Source organism: Streptomyces sp. NPDC057486, assembly GCF_042802415.1.
Classification (GTDB): domain Bacteria; phylum Actinomycetota; class Actinomycetes; order Streptomycetales; family Streptomycetaceae; genus Streptomyces; species Streptomyces yanii.
The window spans coordinates 1-16,020 of sequence record NZ_JBHVEE010000185.1 but is presented as its reverse complement, the minus strand read 5'-3'; the positions used below and the strand labels follow the sequence as shown (position 1 = coordinate 16,020).

The window sequence follows — 16,020 nt, the reverse complement described above, 5'->3', positions numbered from 1 at the left end:
GCTGCACACCTACAATCACCACCGCGGACACACCGCGCTCAAGGGTCAACCACCCGCCAGCCGCGTCCCCAACCTCACGGGTCAGTACACCTAGGCCTCGTCGGCCGATGGTGCCATTCGGCTGGATCGACCGTGCCGCAAGCGTGGTGAACAGGGGATTGTCCAGGAACGACGTCGGCCGGGTGGGCCGGCCGGGCGCTGTGCGGTCTGTCAGCCCATGTCCGTCAGGAGGGCGTTCAGTTCCTTCTCCTGCTGCGCCGGCGACATCGGCGGGTTCGAGTGATCGATACCGAAGGTCTTGAGCACCTTGTCCATCTGGGCATCGATGGAGGTCCAGCCGGTGTTGTCCAGCGGCTGCAACGACGCCTGGTCGGCGTCCCACAGGTCACGCAGCGACTGGGCGGCCGCGTGCGCGCCGGTCGCGTTCCCCGAGTGTGCGTCCTTGAGCGAGGTGGAGGCGAGGGTCCGCAGCGCGCCGACCTTCGCGGGCGGGAAGTTCTTCACCGCCTGGCCGGGAGCCATCTGGACGGCGGAGGTGGTGTCGGTCTCCGGCGCCGGGCCGACGTGCGGCTGACCATGGGCCCAGACCAGCAGGCCCGCGGTGGCGACGGCCAGCACCCCGAAGCCGGCAAGCCCGACGCGCTCCTTGCGCGGGTCGCTGGTGACTGGTGCGGCGTGGGTCGCCTCGTGGGTCTCGGTCACATCCGAGCGCGTCACCGTCAGGTAGACCACCGTCGCCAGGATCAGGCCGAGGAAGATCAGGCTGGTGGTGAACGTGCCCAGCGCGAGACCGGTCGGGTCGCCCGGGTTCTGGGCGACCTTGGGGGAGGCGAGCCAGTCACCGATGTTCGCGCCCAGCGGGCGGGTCAGGATGTAGGCGAGCCAGAAGGACAGCACCGGGTTCGCGCCGAACCTCCACAGCGCCGTGATCGCCGCGATGAGGCCGAGCGGCAGCAGCACCGAGGCGCCCGGGCTCCAGCCGGTGAGCTCGAGGGTCCAGTCGCCGGTCGCGGTGCCGAGCGCGAAGGTGACGAGAACGGCGAGCCAGTAGAACGACTCACGCGGAAGCGTCGTGACCGAGTGGATCGAGAGGGTGCGCTCGCGCAGCCACCACACGCCGAAGACCACGGCGAGCAGGACCGAGAACACGGCGGAGCTGATCCACAGCGGCACGTTGAGCTGGTCGGTGAGGATGTCGGTGTACAGCGTGCCCGTGACACTGACAACGACCACGGTCAGCCAGTACGGGAACGGGACGTACCGCTTCAGCCGCAACTGGATGGCCAGGACCACCACGAACACCGCGGTGAAGATCCAGGCCGTGTTCACCAGGCCGACGCCCAGCTTCATGTTGATCCAGTCGGCGAAGCTCTCACCCACGGTGGTGCACAGGATCTTGATCACCCAGAACCAGATGGTGACCTCGGGGACCTTGTTGAGCATGAGGCGCCCGCTGCGCGTGCGCGCTTCCGTTGTCGTTGTCATGCAGGGAGGTTTACACGGCGAACCTGCAAGCAACCTGACTACGTGGCCGCACGCGCGGCCGGGAGTGTCACCTCTACGTGACCGCGGCCGTCCGCGATCGCGCGGACCTCCACACCGGCCGAGGTGGCGATGCGCCGGACCACCGGCAGCCCCAGCCCGTACCCGCCGCCGCCGGTCACACCCGCTTCGAAGACCCGGTCGACCTCCGCGGAATCGAACCCGGGGCCGTCGTCCAGGACATCGACCACGATTGCCTCACCCTGGACGTGCGCGGTGATCCACACACGCGACCGCGCATGCCGCAGGCCGTTCTCCAGCAGGGGCGACAGCAGCGACACGGCGACGTCGGCCGCCACGGCGACCTCGACCTTCGAGGGAAAGGCGACCTCGACCGCCCGGCCGCCGATCGCCTGCCGCGCGGCGGAGCGCAGATCGCACCGGGCCTCGTCGTCGGTCCGTGCGCGCGCGGCGCGCAGAATCGTCGTGATCGCCGTATCGAGGCGGTCGACCTCGCTCAGCACCGCCTCCGGCGCCACCGGCTCGCCGGACAGCTGGGCCAGTTGCGCCTCGGCCCGCAGGACCGTGAGCGGTGTCCGCAGCTCGTGGGCGATCTCATCGGTGAGCCGGCGCTCGTCCGCCAGCGCGTTGTCGACGCGCTCCAGGAGGTGGTCCAGGGTCCGCCCCAGTTCCCCGAACTCGTCGCGTGGGACTCCGAGGTTGAAGCGGCGCCCGGGTTCGTGATGGCCCCAGTCGTCGGCGAGCGCGGCCATCTCCTGCACGACCCGCAGCGCGCGGCGCACCACGAGGTGCGCAACACCGCCGGCGAGGAGGATCGTGAGGCCGCCCAGTATCAGCGACAAGGTCAGGCTGCGCTGCTCGGATGTCTCGTAGGGCGTGAGGTCCACCCGGACGATCACCATGACGTGGTGGCCGTCGATCGGGACCTGCCGCGCGTACAAGAGGTAATCGCCGACCGACGCGGTCTGCGATCGCCCCGAGCCCGCCAGCTCCTCGACGCGATCGACCACGCTCGGCGGCACGTTCCCGTCGATCAGGCGGCCGTCGGCATACACCCAGGCGACCTCGTCCAGCGCCTCGCTGCTGTTCTCCGTCAGCACGACACGGCCGCCCTCGACGGTGACGTTCGCCGCGACCGCCTCGGCGCGAGTACGTGCCAGATCGTGCGCGTCGGCGTCCGTCACCCCGCTCAGCAGCACGTGCGAGACCACGACCAGTATCGCCACCACGGCGGTGGCGATCAGCACAGTGAGCGCGACGACCCTGCTCCGGAATCCCGTCACTGCCATCGGTAGCCCACACCGCGGACGGTCGCCAGACGCTCGGCCACACCCAGCGGACCGAGCTTGGCCCGCAGCCGACGCACGAAGGAGTCGAGGGTGTTGTCGCTGACCTGCGCCCCGTGCGGCCAGCCGGCGGCGATGAGGGCGTGGCGGCGTACCGCGTCGCCCTGCGAGGCGATCAGGCGGCCCAGCAGCCGGAACTCGGTCGGGGTCAGGCTCATGCTCACCGAATCGTAGGTCACCACGTGCTTCGCCGGATCGAGGACGACCTCGCGCGGTGCGGGCGCCACGGTGGCCCGGCGCAGCAGCGCCCGGACGCGGACCAGCAGTTCCGGGATGTCGAAGGGTTTGGTCATGTAGTCGTCGGCGCCGGCCTCGAAGCCGCCCACCTTGTGATGCAGGCCGTCCAAGGCGGTGAGCATCAACACCGGCGCGTCGACGCCGCGAGCCCGGAGGGCCAGGCAGACGTCGCGGCCGTCGGCGTCCGGGAGCCCGAGATCCAGGACGACCAGATGGGGCGCCGGTGCGAGCTGCCGCAGCAGGCTGGCGGCCGTGGCGGCGACCGAGACGGTGTGACCGTCGTACTCCAGGGCGCGCTTGAGGACGCCACGGACCGCCGCGTCGTCTTCGCACACCATGATGAAAGCCACGTGCTGACCCTAGATACTCCCGTCCCAGTTCTCCATCTGCCCTGGTCAGCCACCTGAGGGTCGGGAGCAGGCCGCTGGTGCCGCACGCCCCTGCCCGGTCATGAAGCCGCGACGGTCGGGCGCGACCGGCCGAGCCGCAGCAGTGGGGGTTCGCGGGAGGACCACAATGGGTCGCATGAACTCTGTGCAGGAGTACATCGACGCCATTGCGCCAGGTCACCGCTCGCTCTTCGACCGCGTGAGGGGGCTGATCCTGGAGGAATTCCCGCAGACGAGCGTGGCGCTGTCCTACGGAATGCCCACCTACCGGGTCGACAAGCGCAGGCTGCACATTCACGGCGTCTCGATCTACGGGTGGGGAACAGACCGCGATGGTGGCTTCAGCTCCCGCCATCCCACGCTCATCAGCGGAAAGGCCACCGTTCGGCTGCGATCCACGGACATGGCGGCCGTCACTGACGATGAACTGCGCGCTCTCATCCGTGCCACGCTGAAGGTCTGACCGGGGACCCGGCCCTGCACGCAGGCACAGCCAGGCGGACTCTGGACGGCCCGACCGCGTTCCGCCGTCGCGGTTGGATGTGCGGTGACGTCCGTTGGCCTGATCGTTGGGGGTGTGGTGGCACAGCCTGTCTGCAGCAGATCGTGCGCCGGGGCAGCACCAGTTCGGTGCGGTTCCGGCGGGCGATGATGCTGTTGGCCTCGGCCTGCGGGAACCGGGTGCCGGTACTCGCTGCGGCAGGCGTGCGGGGCGGGGTGACGACTTCGCGGCGGTGGTGCGGCGGCGCAGTCCGGCCATGGTGACGTCGAGGGTTTTGGTGGAGCCGAACCAGTTCTCGTTCCAGATCTCCGCCATGAGTGTCTTGTGGGAGACGGCCTCGCCGGCGTGCCGGCCGAGCAGGGCGAGCAGTTCGAACTCTTTGGGGCGCAGGGGGACGTCGACGCCGTGCAGGGTGCAGCGGCGGGCTATCTCGTCTAGGACGAGGTCGCCGAGCGCGACTGGTTCGATGGTGGGGAGGCGAGGGTTCTGCGGCGCAGATGGGCGCGGAGCCGGGGAAGGAGCACGGTCAGGCTGAAGGGTTTGACGAGGTAGTCGTCAGCTCCGGCGTCCAGACCGGTGATGACGTCGATGTCGTCGGTGCGTGGTCACGCTACTGGCAGCCAATGACACGGCCGCGACGGCCACGGGTGCCTGCAACGCGGGGTGCAACGCGCGCACCGCGAGCCGTGCGGGTGGGCTTTTGCCCAGTTCAGGGGTGTAACGCGGAGCTGTGTTGCATTTCCGCGTTGCAGCGTCAGGGGCTCTGCTTCGCCGTGGTCGGCCGGGGCCGCTGAGGGTGCCCGCGTCAGGCGGCCTGTACGTAGCCGTCGGCTCCGGGCGGGTCGTCGCCGCGCAGCGGGGTGAAGTCGACGTCGAGGTGCGGGTCGTACGCCTTGGGCTGGAGGCCGAGTTCGTGGTCTCGATCGAGGTCACAGCCCACCCCGGCCTCGGACGACATCCAACGTCACCACCAACGACGCTGGGCCGAACGGGTGACGGCGGAGACGCTCAGAACTCCAAGATCGTCCCGTGTCCGGTTTCTGGCGCACCTGGGTCATGCCCCAGCAGGACGTGCAGACGGACCCGACGGCCCATGAACAGGATCTCCGCGAGCGTGTCCGGGGCGGATCTCCTCTTGGGGGCTCCCTTGCGCCGGGTCTTCTCCCCACAGCGGCCGACTCATGGTCGCGTAGACCTCATCGAGCGGGATCACCAGGCGCGGTCCGCCGGTGCGCCCGCTCACGCTGTGTGCCTGCGCACGGTCCGGGCTCCGTAGCTCGTCACCCAGCGGATGAGCAACGGTGTGAGCATCACCACGAGGAAGAGCCGAAGGCTCTGAGAGGTGGAGATGAGGGCGACGTTGGAATGCAGTGACGCGGCAGTGGCGAGGACCGCGTTGATGCCGCCGGGAGTGGTAGCCAGGTAGGCGTCGTTGAAGGAGATGCCGACCGCGGCGGCCAGCGCGCCAGCAAGCGCGGCGCACATCAGGCAGACGGTGAAGGTTGCGGTCAGTACATACGGCAGCATGCGTCCGACGTGGCGCAGCGTGGGGCGGGTGAAGCGCGAGCCCACCTCCAGGCCGATCACCACGAAGACCGCGTCCTGGAGCGGCCCGACCGGCTGGAACCCGTGCGCAGCGCCGGTGAACACGCCGACTGCGGTCAGCAGCATGGGGCCCAGCAGCATGGGCGCTGGCAGCCTCAGCCGGCGTCCGAGGCTGCCGCCGAGCGTGCAGAGCGCGGCCAGGACGAGCAGACCTGCCAAGGTGGAGGAATTCACCAGGGCCAGGGAGTCCGGCAGCAGGGCGGATCCGAACGGCCGGGCGTGAGCGGGGTTCCCGGCGTGCGCAGCAGTGTGAAGGGCCAGTATGACGACCGGCGCGGAGGCGGCCACCATGCCGACCCGCAGGTACTGCATGAACGCCACCACCCGGCTGTCCGCGTCCAGGTCGTCGGCGCAGGCGATGATCGCCGCGGACCCGCCGGGGACCATTCCAAGGACGGCGTCGCTATGGCTCATCCGGGTCAGGCGCGGGAGTATCAGCGCGACGCCGAGGCACAGAACGACTGTGGCCAGCGTCACGCCGGCCAGCGGTCCGATCGAGCCGGCCACGGACCGTACCGCCCCGGGGTCGAGGTAGCTGCCCATGAGCACGCCGGCCACCGCTTGCGCCGAACGGTTTGCACGCGTGGGAAACCGCGACCGCATGATGCCTGTCAGTGACGCGATCACACCCACGCCCAGCGCGGTCAGCAGGTGCGCGGCCGGGACGCCGGCCCATTGGGCGGCATTGCCGAGGAAATAGCACACGGTAGCCAGCAGCAGCCACCGAACGGCAGGTGAGGCCGCCGCTGTGCGCAGGGGCGCCGATGATCGGGCAGAACCAAGCAGGGTGGTAGGGAAGGGCACTGATCTCCTTGTCGGCACCGATCTCTACGACCGAAATGCTCATCTTCTTCGCCGCGTGGCGCGACCCGCACAATCAAAAGTACCAAAAGGGAACAATGTCTGAATTGTCGGAATGTCGTGGGCGAGTCAAACACCCACACCTGCTCCATGTGGTGGGGAGGCTGCCATCGGTGGCGACCTCTACGCCATCCACCCCACACCCGACAGCGCTCGGATGATGATTGCCGACGTGCGGGGGAAGGGGCTGGGCGCGGTCCGAATCGTCAACAGGCTGCTCGGCGCCTTCTACGAGGCCGCGGCTCACATCCCCGCCTTGACCCGACGTGGTCGACCGTCTGGAGGAGCTTGCGCAGAGGATCGATGCCGAGGAGGAGGGCACTGAATCGACGTCCTCAACGACGGCTCCGCCCTATACGTGATCAATCCGGGACACCCGGCGCCGCTCCTCGTCCACCAGGGCCGCGCAAGTCCGCTGGGGCCGTCTGCCCCGTCCCTGCCCCCTGGGCCGCACCCGGGTACCGGTCGATCGGTACACCCTGCCGCACGACGCGGCCCTGGTGTTGTTCACTGACGGCCTGGTGGAGGCACGCGACCGCCGCGGCACCTTCTACGATCCCGTGTGCTCAGCCGGTGCGGCCACCGTTGATCATCGTGAGTTGTGTGGACCAACGACGAGCCGGTGGCCGCAGGTCAAAGCTAGATCCCGCCCGCTGGCCGGGGGCGTTCGAGATGGTCATGGGCCGGATCGCCCGGGTCGAACCACGGCTGCGGGCTGGGCGGTTGGTGTTGGGCCTGCTGTCGGACCTGCCGCGCAAGAACTGCTGGGCGATCGCGGAGTGGGCCGGGGAGGCCGGCCCGCACGGCATGCAGCATCTGTTGTGCCGGGCCATCTGGGATGCCGATGCCGTCCGTGATGACGTGCGCGCATACGTCGTCGAGCACCTCCACGACGATGCAGCGGTGCTGGTCGTCGACGAGACCGGTGACGTGGCATGGCGCTTGTCGACCTGCTCGGGCGCTGGCCAAGTGCGTACGCGCAGTCGAGGGGACGTTCGCTGTCTGGGCGGGGCTGCTGTCATTCCGTGTGTGGGAGAAGCAGGGTGAATGTCGTCGGTGCTGTGTGGGTCAGGCTGAGCCGGGCTCCGGCGTTGTCGGCCAGGTCTTTGGCGAGGGCGAGTCCGATTCCCTCACCGGGCCCGGTGGTGGTGCCCCGTTCGAAGAGAGCCTTCGGGTGGAGGGCGAGGTTTCCTTCGTCGGTGATGTCGAGGGCGAGGGCCGCTCCCATGTCGCGCAGGGTGACCGTGACGGTGCCGCGGCCGTGCCGATGGGCGTTGTTGAGGAGGATGTCGAGGATCTGCTCGGTGGTGCGGCCAGGGACGGGCAGGGTTGTGGCGGCGGGGTCGAGGGTGAATCGGATGCGGCGTCCGTCCTGGGCGAGGGGGCCGTGCCATCGGCGTTCGGCGCGTTCCAGAAGTTCGCCGACGGGCTGGAATGTGGTGCGTGAGAATGTGGTGGTTTCGGCTTGGGCGAGTTGGAGGACCTCATCGATGGTGTCGTTGAGGTGCCGGGCATGCTCCAGTGCATCTTCGATGGCGGCGCGCAGGTTGGTGGCGGGGGTGGTCAGGGCCTGTTCCAGGCCGAGTTGGAGGCCGGTGAGGGGGGTGCGGAGCTGGTGGGAGGCATTGGCGGTGAAGTTCTTCTCATGGTGCAGCAGCTGGGCCAGGCGCTGGACCATCGCGTTGTGGGTGTCGGCCACTTGGTCGATTTCGTTGATGCCGCAGGTGGCGGCCCGGGCGCTGAGGTCGCCATCGGCGATGGCCAGGGAGGTGCGGGAGAGGGATTCCAGCGGGGCGGTGAGGGCGCGGGCCTGCCGTCGGGCGACGAGGATGGCGGCGCCAAGTGCGATCAGGGCCGCGGTCAGCAGGGCAGCCCAGGCCGCCAGGATCCGGTTCCACACGCTGCGGGTGCTGATGGCGGCGTGGACCACGCCGATGACGCGTTCGTTGTGGGAGACGGGGACGGCGGCGACGAGTTCGCTACCGGTGTTCTGCTGCACCATGGTGCCGGCGAGCGCGCGGCGGGTGGTGGTATCGGCCGTGCTCGGGCCCGTTCCGGCACGTAGGCGCAGCGCCGTGTCGTAGACGCCGAGCCGTCCCTCGGATTGCCGCGGGGGTAGTTCGACGGGGTCGCCGGCGGCGAAGTCGGGGCTCACGCGGATGACGGCGGCCATGGCATCACGCTCCAGTTCGCCGCGTTCGTCGGCGAAGAACGATGCCCGGATCGCCACGGCGAGCGGCACGGCCAGCAGGACAAGGGCCACCGAGGCGGCCAGCAAGGCCATGCGGACCACACGCTGTCTCATGCCGCCCATCATGAGGGCAGACGGCCTCATGGAGCGGTCCGGCAGGCCCCTGGGAGTGCGGTTTTGCCCTCGTCTAACCGTGCTCAAGCAGGGCGTTAACCGGCGGCTGCCTAGCGTCACAGGTATGGCCGTCCGCCTCACTCGTGAAGGGCACCACGATCATGCGACGCACACTCGTTCTTTCCCTTGCCGCCCTCGCCCTGACCGGCGGGGTGGTGGCGGGATGCGGCAGCGGCAGCAGTTCCGCACCGCCCAGCGGCAGCACGACCAGCAGCACGAAGCCGGCACCGGCGGAATCCAATCCTGCCGGGGACATCCCTGACAACCAGGCGTATATCGCCTACCAACCCGCCGGGGGCGGGTTCACCGTCAAGGTGCCCGAGGGCTGGGCCCGCACCGCCACCGGCAGCACGGTCACCTTCACGGACAAGCTGAACCGGATCGAGATCGCCTCCGGTAACGCCAAGGCCGCTCCGGCACCGCAGTCGGTGAAGTCCGCCGTGGTGCCTGTTCTGCAACGGCAGGTGCCAAAGTTCCAGATGGGGAAGGTCACCGTCGTCTCCCGCCCAGCCATGCAGGCCGTCCTGCTCACCTACCAGGGCGACAGCGCCCCCGATGCGGTGACCGGCAAGGCCGTGCACGACGCCTTCGAGCGTTACTCCTTCTTCCAGGGCGGCCGGCAGGTCGACCTGACGCTGTCCGGGCCGGTCGGCGCCGACAACGTGGACCCGTGGCGTATCGTCACCGACTCCTTCCGGTGGCAGTGATGAACACCTCCGGCACGCTCACCCAGCAGTCCACGGATACTGACGCGCTGACGGCGCGGGACTTGTACCGGTTCTACCGGGCGGGCGAGGAGGAAACCCTGGCGCTGCGCGGAGTCGCCCTTGAGGTGCGACGCGGGGAGAGCGTCGCGGTCATCGGACCGTCCGGGTCGGGCAAGTCCACCCTGCTGGCCTGTCTGGCCGGGCTGGACGAACCCGACGGCGGTACCGTCCACGTCGGCGGGGAGCGGATCAGTCACCGCCCAGAGGCCGAGCGGGCCCACGTCCGAGCTCGCCGGATCGGTGTCCTGCTGCAGTCCGGGAACCTCATCGCCCACCTCGACATCGGCGCCAACATCCGCCTCGCCCGCACCGCCGCCCCCCGCGCCAGCAGGCAGTCCATCGCGGAGCTGCTGGAGCAGGTCGGGCTCGGGCACCGGGCCCGCGCCCTGCCGCAGGAGCTGGCCGGCGGGGAACTCGCCCGCGCGGGGCTGGCCGTCGCGCTGGCCAATGACCCGGACATCCTCCTCGCGGATGAGCCGACCGGGGAACTGGACGGCATCACCGAGCAGCGCATCCTCGCCCTGCTGCGCGACCGCGCGCAGGCAGGCGGCGGGGTGCTGCTCGTCACCCACAGCCCCGAAGCCGTCAAGATCGCCGACCGGGTCATCACCTTGCGTGACGGAAGGGTCGTGTCATGACCACCCAACCAGAGGTGCTCGTCCGTTGCCAGGACGCCGCCCGCACCTACGGTCAGGGGCCTGCCGCGGTCGTCGCGGTGCACGGAGCGACCTGCCAGGTCCGCGCCGGTGACCGGATCGCGATCACCGGGCCCTCGGGTTCCGGCAAGTCCACCCTGCTGCACCTGATGGCCGCCCTCGAAAAGCCCACCGCCGGCGAGGTGACCTGGCCCGGTCTGACCGAAGGGCCGGTGACGGGGCAGGTGGGCGTCATCTTCCAGGGGCCCAGCCTGATCCCGGCGCTGGATGTGGCGGAGAACGCCGCATTGCCCCTGGTCCTGGCCGGTATCCCGGAGGAGCTGGCCCGCCGCCGGGCCCTGGACTCCCTGAGTCTGGTCGCGGCCGACGACCTGGCCGGCAAGCTGCCCGAGGAACTGTCCGGGGGCCAGGCCCAGCGCGTGGCCATCGCCCGCGTGCTGGCCCTGCGGCCGCGCCTGGTCCTGGCGGACGAACCCACCGGGCAGCTGGACCGCGCCACCGGCCAGCACATCATCGACGTGCTCCTGGCGACCGCCGACGAGATCGGCGCCGCCCTGGTGGTCACCACCCACGACCCCACCGTCGCCCAGCGCCTCGGCGAACGGTGGCCGATGCACGAGGGCCGCCTGTACCCGGCGCCCGAGCCGCACCGGCAATCCGCGGCAGCAGCACCCCAGGGAGACCCGTCATGATCATCACCTGGATCGGCGGACTGCTCCGCCGGTGCGGGGGACGGCTGATCGCCACCGCGTTCGGTATCGCCCTCGCCGTTGCCCTGGTGGCGTCCCTGGGCTCGTTCCTGACCGCGTCGAAGTCCACCATGACCGGCCGCGCGGTGCGCTCGGTCGCGGTGGACTGGCAGGTCCAGGTTCAGCCCGGCGCCGACCCCAATACGGTCCTGAACATCGTGAAGGCCGCGTCCGGCGTCCAGAGTGCCCAGAGCGTCGGGTTCGCCCGCAGCACCGGCTTCCAGGCCACCAGCGCGGGCAGCACCCAGAGCACCGGCCCCGGTGTCGTCCTGGGTCTGCCCGCCACCTACCGGGCCACGTTCCCCAAAGAGATCCGCCAGCTGACCGGCGCGACCTCAGGGGTCCTGATCGCCCAGCAGACCGCGGCGAACCTGCACGTCGCCGCTGGTGACACGGTCACCGTCACCCTGCCCGGCACCGGGCCGGCGAAGGTGAAGGTGGCCGGAGTGGTCGACCTGCCGCAGGCCGACTCGCTGTTCCAGAAGGTCGGCGCCCCGCCTCAGTCCCAGCCCGCAGCCCCGCCCGACAACGTCATCCTGCTGCCGGCCGCCATGTTCAACACATTGACCGCGCCGGTCAGAGCAATCGACCCGGCCGCCTTCACCACCCAGATCCACATCGCCCGCAATGCTCCCCTGCCCGCCGACCCCGCCGCCGCCTACACCTCCGTCACTGCCGCCGCACACAACCTGGAGGCCCGCGCCTCCGGCGCAGCGGTCGTCGGCGACAACCTCGGAGCCGCCCTCGACGCAGCCCGCCAGGACGCGCTGTACGCGCAGATCCTGTTCCTGTTCCTGGGTGTGCCCGGCGCGGTCCTCGCCGCACTGCTGACCGCCGCCGTGGCCGGCGCGGGCGCCGACCGGCGCCGCCGTGAGCAGGCCCTACTGCGCACCCGCGGGCTGCGGCCCCGCCAGGTCGCCACCACGGCCAGCGCGGAGGCGGGCGTGGTCGGTATAGCCGGCGGCGTGCTCGGGGTGGGCATCGCCGCCGTCGCCGGGCGGACCGCGTTCGGCACCGCCTCGTTCGGCGCGAGTACCGCCTCGGCGGCGGGCTGGTTCGCCCTCGCCCTCATTTTGGGGCTGGCCGTGGCCGCCGCAGCGGTGCTGGTGCCCGCGCTGCGTGACCTGCGCACCAGCACCGTCGCCGCTGCCCGCAAGGTCGTCGGCCGCGCCCGCTCCCCGTGGTGGATGCGTTTCGGCGTGGACTTCATCCTGCTGGCCGCATCCCTCTTGGTCTTCCGGGCCTCCAGCGGCAACCAGTACGCCCTGGTCCTGGCCCCGGAGGGCGTGGCGAGCATCTCGGTGTCGTACTGGGCCTTCCTCGGGCCCGCGCTGCTCTGGTTCGGCGCCGCTCTGCTGCTGTGGCGCCTGGCCACCCTGGTCTTGGCCCACGGACGCAGGCCGCTGGCGAGCCTTGCCCGGCCCCTGACCGGCACCCTCGCCGGCACTACGGCGGCAAGCATGTCCCGTCAGCGCCGCCCGCTGGCCCGCGCGATCGTGCTCCTCGCACTCGCCATCTCCTTCGCCGCCTCCACCGCCACCTTCAACGCCACCTACAAGCAGCAGGCAGAGGTCGACGCACAGCTCACCAACGGCGCCGACGTCACCGTCACCCAGTCACCCGGCGTCAGCGTCGGCCCCGGCGCCGGCTCCGCCCTGAAGGTGGCCGGCGTACGGCACGTCGAACCCCTCCAGCACCGCTTCGCCTACGTCGGCGCCGACCTGCAGGACCTGTACGGGGTCCAGCCCTCCACCATCACCTCCGCCACCTCCCTGCAGGACGCCTACTTCGCCGGCGGCACCGCCAAGAGCCTCATGAACAAGCTCGCAGCCCGACCCGACTCCCTCCTGGTCAGCCAGGAGACCGTCAAGGACTTCCAGCTCACCCCGGGCGACACGGTGAACCTGCGCCTGCAGGACAGCCGAACCAAGGCCCTGCACACCGTGCCCTTCCACTACGCGGGCATCGTCAAGGAGTTCCCCACCGCACCCAAGGACAGCTTCTTCATCGCCAACGCGAGCTACATCGCCAAGACCACCGGCAGCAACGCGGTAGGCGCGTTCCTCGTCGACACCGGCGGCACCCACCAAAAGAGCGTCGCCACCCAGCTGCGCCAGCAGGTGGGCACCTCCGCGACCGTCACCGACGTCACCCAGACCCGCTCCGCGGTCGGCTCCAGCCTCACCTCGGTCGACCTGGCCGGACTCACCCGCATCGAGCTGGGCTTCGCGGTCCTGCTGGCCGCCGCCTCCGGCGGCATCGTCCTGGCCCTGGGCCTGGCCGAACGCCGGCGTACCTTCGCCATCGCCACTGTCCTGGGGGCCACCCGGCGCCAGCTGCGCGGACTAGTCCTCAGCGAGGCGGCGGTCATGACAGCCGGCGGCCTGGCCGGCGGCGCGCTCATCGGTTGGTCCCTGTCCCAGATGCTCGTCAAGGTCCTCACCGGCGTCTTCGACCCACCCCCGTCCGCGATCGCCGTCCCCTGGACGTACCTCGCCCTCACCCTCGGGGCCGCTGTCACAGCGATCGCCGCGGCAGCCGTGAATGCCGCCCGCGGCTCCTCCCGCCCAGCCGTCGAGGAGCTGCGCGAACTGTGAGGGCCATCCCACCGGCCGGGGCGGGCACCGCTCTACCCCCAACGGCGCCCGTCCCGGTCTCGTTCGTTCACGACCAGCGGCGCCGCCCGCCCTCGCCTCAGGCGGCCCCTACGCTTCGGGGCATGCGCGCGCCCGCACCCCCAGAGGGGACCCACGTCCTGGTCGTCGAGGACGACGACACCATCGGACGGCACTTGGATGCCGGACTGCGCGGCCACGGCTACCACACAACCTGGTGCCGCACCGGCATCAACGCACTGGCCGAGGCCCGCGCCACCACCCAGGACGTTGTGCTGCTCGACCTTGGTCTGCCCGACGTCGACGGCATCGACATCGCCCGCACCCTGCGCACCGAATTCCCCGAGCTGCTCATCGTCATCCTCACCGCTCGCAGCGACGAGATCGACGTCATCGCAGGCCTCGACGCCGGAGCCGACGACTACCTGGTCAAGCCGTTCACCCTGACCGTGCTGCTGGCCCGTCTCCGTGCCCACCTGCGCCGCCGCCCACCCAGCTCAACTCCGGAGGAAGGGCCGATTCGCGTCGGAGACCTGACCGTCGACACCTCCGCACGGCGCTGCCTTCTCGCCGCCGACGAGGTCGCGCTGCGGCCCAAGGAATTCGAACTGCTCGCCGTCCTCGCCCGGAACGCGGGTGCCGCCGTCTCCCGCGAAACCCTGATGGCGCAGGTCTGGGACGAGAACTGGTTCGGACCCACCAAAACCCTGGACGTCACGCTGGCCTCACTACGCCGACGCCTCAACGAAGCGGCTACCAACGCCTCGCCCCGCTCCCCGGCCCTGCCGCAGATCACCACACTGCGCGGTCACGGCTACCGGCTAGAGGCCCTCCCGCCCGGCCCGGTACCTCGGGCAGAACCGGACAAGTAACGCACTGGGCAGGACGTCGTCGCAGCCGTCGACAACGGCAAACTCACCCCCCTCCCCGCGTCCGCCGAAGGTGACATCACCGTGCAAGTCATCGACAGCAAAGGCGCGGTACAAGCTAGTGCCGCATCAGGCAACGTTTGCCCTGTTGTGAGGTGACGCGCCTTCCGGGTGCTGTGGCGAACGGCGCGTGGGCGTCATTCTGTCCGGGTGGCAGAACGAGTACGTGTCCGAGAGATTGATGACGATGAGGGGCGGCGGCTTCTGCGGATCATTCGCAGGGGGACCGGGTCGGTGGTGACCTGGCGGCGGGCCCAGATGGTGCTGCTGTCCGCGCAGGGCATGCCGGTGGCAAAGATTGCCGAGGTGTCGTTCACCAGCGACGACCGGGTGCGGGACGTGATCCACAACTTCAACGCCGACGGTTTCGACTCTTTGTATCCGAAGTACTCCGGTGGCCGGCCGAAGACGTTCACGCTGCCCGAACGCCGCGAGATCAAGAAGATCGCGAAGTCCAGGCCCACCGAGCACGACTTGCCATTCTCAACCTGGAGCCTGTCCAAACTGGCGGACTTCCTGGTCGCCGAGGGGGTGGTCGACGACATCAGCCACGAGGGCCTGCGCATCCTGCTCCGCGAGGAAGGCGTCTCCTTTCAACGCCTGAAGACCTGGAATACCTCCCGGGACCCCGACTACGCGGCCAAGAAGGCGCGCGTCGAGCACCTCTACGCGATCGCCGACGGCGAAGTCATACCCGAGGACGGCGAACCCGAAGTCATCTTCTGCATGCACGAGTTCGGGCCGCTCAACCTGCTGCCCCATCCGGGCCGGCAGTGGGCCGCGCAAGGCGGCAAGCACAAGAACCCGGATCGCGAACCGCGCCGACGGGGCCGAGCGACCTACAACCGTTATGGCGGGGTGCGGCACCTGTTCGCTGCCCTGGACCTGTCCAAGGACAAGCTCTACGGCCACATCAAACCGGTCAAGCGGCGTACCCAGTTCCTGGAATTCTGCCGCTACCTGCGCAGCCTCTACCCGGCCGACATCAGGATCGCGATCGTGGTCGACAACTTCTCCCCGCACCTGACCACGAAAAGGTGCCAGCGGGTCGGTACCTGGGCCGACGCGAACAACGTCGAGATCGCCTACACACCGACCAACAGCTCCTGGCTCAACCGCATCGAGGCCCAGTTCACGGCCCTGCGCTACTTCACCCTCGACGGCACGGACCACGCCGACCACAAGACGCAGGGCAGCATGATCCGCCGCTACATCATCTGGCGAAACCGCCATGCCGAGGACCAACGCCTACAAGCCCTCGTCGACAGGGCAAACGTTGCCTGATGCGGCACTAGGGCGCGTATTTGGTTGTGATCAATGGGCGGTCCGTGTGAGGTCCTTGATCCAGATCATCGAGGCGCGAAGGTGGAGGCCTGCGAGGTAGCTTTCTGGGGTCTTGTCGTAGCGGGTGGCGATGCCCCGCCAGGCCTTCAGTTTGTTGATCAGGCGCTCGACGGTGTTCCGTTCCTTGTAGAGGTCGGTGTCGTGGCTCACGG

Annotated in this window: 13 protein-coding genes and 4 pseudogenes; 9 read left to right on the top strand and 8 right to left on the bottom strand. The window is 69.7% G+C overall.

Annotated features, from left to right (window positions below; all coding sequences use genetic code 11):
• Nucleotides 1-210: 210 nt before the first annotated feature.
• From ACFU6I_RS44140 to ACFU6I_RS44130, 3 genes are read right to left on the bottom strand one after another with little or no spacing between them, the layout of a single operon-like run.
• Nucleotides 211-1,485, bottom strand: coding sequence for a hypothetical protein (locus ACFU6I_RS44140; RefSeq protein WP_384378862.1), 1,275 nt, complete (start codon nt 1,483-1,485; stop codon nt 211-213).
• Between the two features lie 38 nt (nt 1,486-1,523).
• Entirely contained in the window at nt 1,524-2,792 is a 1,269-nt protein-coding gene (locus ACFU6I_RS44135; protein ID WP_384378860.1) for a sensor histidine kinase, read from the bottom strand.
• Nucleotides 2,783-3,436 (bottom strand): response regulator transcription factor, encoded by a 654-nt coding sequence (locus ACFU6I_RS44130; RefSeq protein WP_384378857.1) that lies wholly within the window; start codon nt 3,434-3,436, stop codon nt 2,783-2,785. The genes ACFU6I_RS44135 and ACFU6I_RS44130 overlap by 10 nt, the downstream gene beginning before the upstream one ends.
• A gap of 175 nt (nt 3,437-3,611) precedes the next feature.
• Here ACFU6I_RS44130 and ACFU6I_RS44125 point away from each other — a divergent pair, with 175 nt between their 5' ends.
• Nucleotides 3,612-3,938 (top strand): DUF1801 domain-containing protein, encoded by a 327-nt coding sequence (locus tag ACFU6I_RS44125; protein ID WP_384378854.1) that lies wholly within the window; start codon nt 3,612-3,614, stop codon nt 3,936-3,938.
• Nucleotides 3,939-4,253: 315 nt separating this feature from the next.
• Here the strand turns inward: ACFU6I_RS44125 and ACFU6I_RS44120 are convergent.
• From ACFU6I_RS44120 to ACFU6I_RS44110, 3 genes and pseudogenes are all read right to left on the bottom strand, one after another.
• Nucleotides 4,254-4,337: pseudogene (locus ACFU6I_RS44120) on the bottom strand (DNA-binding response regulator); the annotation flags it as partial.
• A 445-nt stretch (nt 4,338-4,782) separates the two neighbouring features.
• The gene (locus ACFU6I_RS44115; RefSeq protein ID WP_384378851.1) at nt 4,783-4,935 is read right to left on the bottom strand and encodes a hypothetical protein; all 153 of its coding nucleotides are present in this window, start codon (nt 4,933-4,935) and stop codon (nt 4,783-4,785) included.
• A gap of 281 nt (nt 4,936-5,216) precedes the next feature.
• Nucleotides 5,217-6,386 (bottom strand): AbrB family transcriptional regulator, encoded by a 1,170-nt coding sequence (locus tag ACFU6I_RS44110; protein ID WP_384378848.1) that lies wholly within the window; start codon nt 6,384-6,386, stop codon nt 5,217-5,219.
• 422 nt (nt 6,387-6,808) lie between these two features.
• On the opposite strand from ACFU6I_RS44110, the pseudogene ACFU6I_RS44105 reads away from it, so the two are divergent.
• Together ACFU6I_RS44105 and ACFU6I_RS44100 are read left to right on the top strand one after the other, a co-directional pair.
• Nucleotides 6,809-6,949, top strand: a pseudogene (locus ACFU6I_RS44105) (hypothetical protein); the annotation flags it as partial.
• A 166-nt stretch (nt 6,950-7,115) separates the two neighbouring features.
• Nucleotides 7,116-7,376 (top strand): annotated as a pseudogene (locus tag ACFU6I_RS44100) (transposase); the annotation flags it as partial.
• Between the two features lie 85 nt (nt 7,377-7,461).
• Here the strand turns inward: ACFU6I_RS44100 and ACFU6I_RS44095 are convergent.
• A complete protein-coding gene (locus ACFU6I_RS44095; RefSeq protein ID WP_384378845.1) occupies nt 7,462-8,748 on the bottom strand; it encodes a histidine kinase dimerization/phospho-acceptor domain-containing protein in 1,287 nt (428 codons plus the stop codon).
• A 161-nt stretch (nt 8,749-8,909) separates the two neighbouring features.
• Between ACFU6I_RS44095 and ACFU6I_RS44090 the strand changes: the two genes are divergently transcribed.
• The 6 genes from ACFU6I_RS44090 (at nt 8,910) to ACFU6I_RS44065 (ending at nt 15,808) form a co-directional block, all read left to right on the top strand.
• Complete coding sequence (locus tag ACFU6I_RS44090; RefSeq protein ID WP_384378842.1) at nt 8,910-9,515, top strand: hypothetical protein; 606 nt, start codon at nt 8,910-8,912, stop codon at nt 9,513-9,515.
• The gene (locus ACFU6I_RS44085; protein ID WP_384378841.1) at nt 9,515-10,213 is read left to right on the top strand and encodes an ABC transporter ATP-binding protein; all 699 of its coding nucleotides are present in this window, start codon (nt 9,515-9,517) and stop codon (nt 10,211-10,213) included. Before ACFU6I_RS44090 ends, ACFU6I_RS44085 begins: the two co-directional genes overlap by 1 nt.
• Complete coding sequence (locus ACFU6I_RS44080) at nt 10,210-10,923, top strand: ABC transporter ATP-binding protein (protein WP_384378838.1); 714 nt, start codon at nt 10,210-10,212, stop codon at nt 10,921-10,923. The genes ACFU6I_RS44085 and ACFU6I_RS44080 overlap by 4 nt, the downstream gene beginning before the upstream one ends.
• Nucleotides 10,920-13,577, top strand: coding sequence for an FtsX-like permease family protein (locus ACFU6I_RS44075; RefSeq protein WP_384378835.1), 2,658 nt, complete (start codon nt 10,920-10,922; stop codon nt 13,575-13,577). The genes ACFU6I_RS44080 and ACFU6I_RS44075 overlap by 4 nt, the downstream gene beginning before the upstream one ends.
• Before the next feature lie 122 nt (nt 13,578-13,699).
• Nucleotides 13,700-14,467 carry a response regulator transcription factor gene (locus ACFU6I_RS44070; protein WP_384378832.1) on the top strand — a complete coding sequence of 256 codons (768 nt, stop codon included), beginning with the start codon at nt 13,700-13,702 and terminating at the stop codon, nt 14,465-14,467.
• A gap of 207 nt (nt 14,468-14,674) precedes the next feature.
• Nucleotides 14,675-15,808, top strand: coding sequence for an IS630 family transposase (locus ACFU6I_RS44065; protein WP_384378829.1), 1,134 nt, complete (start codon nt 14,675-14,677; stop codon nt 15,806-15,808).
• Between the two features lie 30 nt (nt 15,809-15,838).
• On the opposite strand, the pseudogene ACFU6I_RS44060 reads toward ACFU6I_RS44065, so the two are convergent.
• Nucleotides 15,839-16,020: pseudogene (locus ACFU6I_RS44060) on the bottom strand (IS5/IS1182 family transposase); the annotation flags it as partial.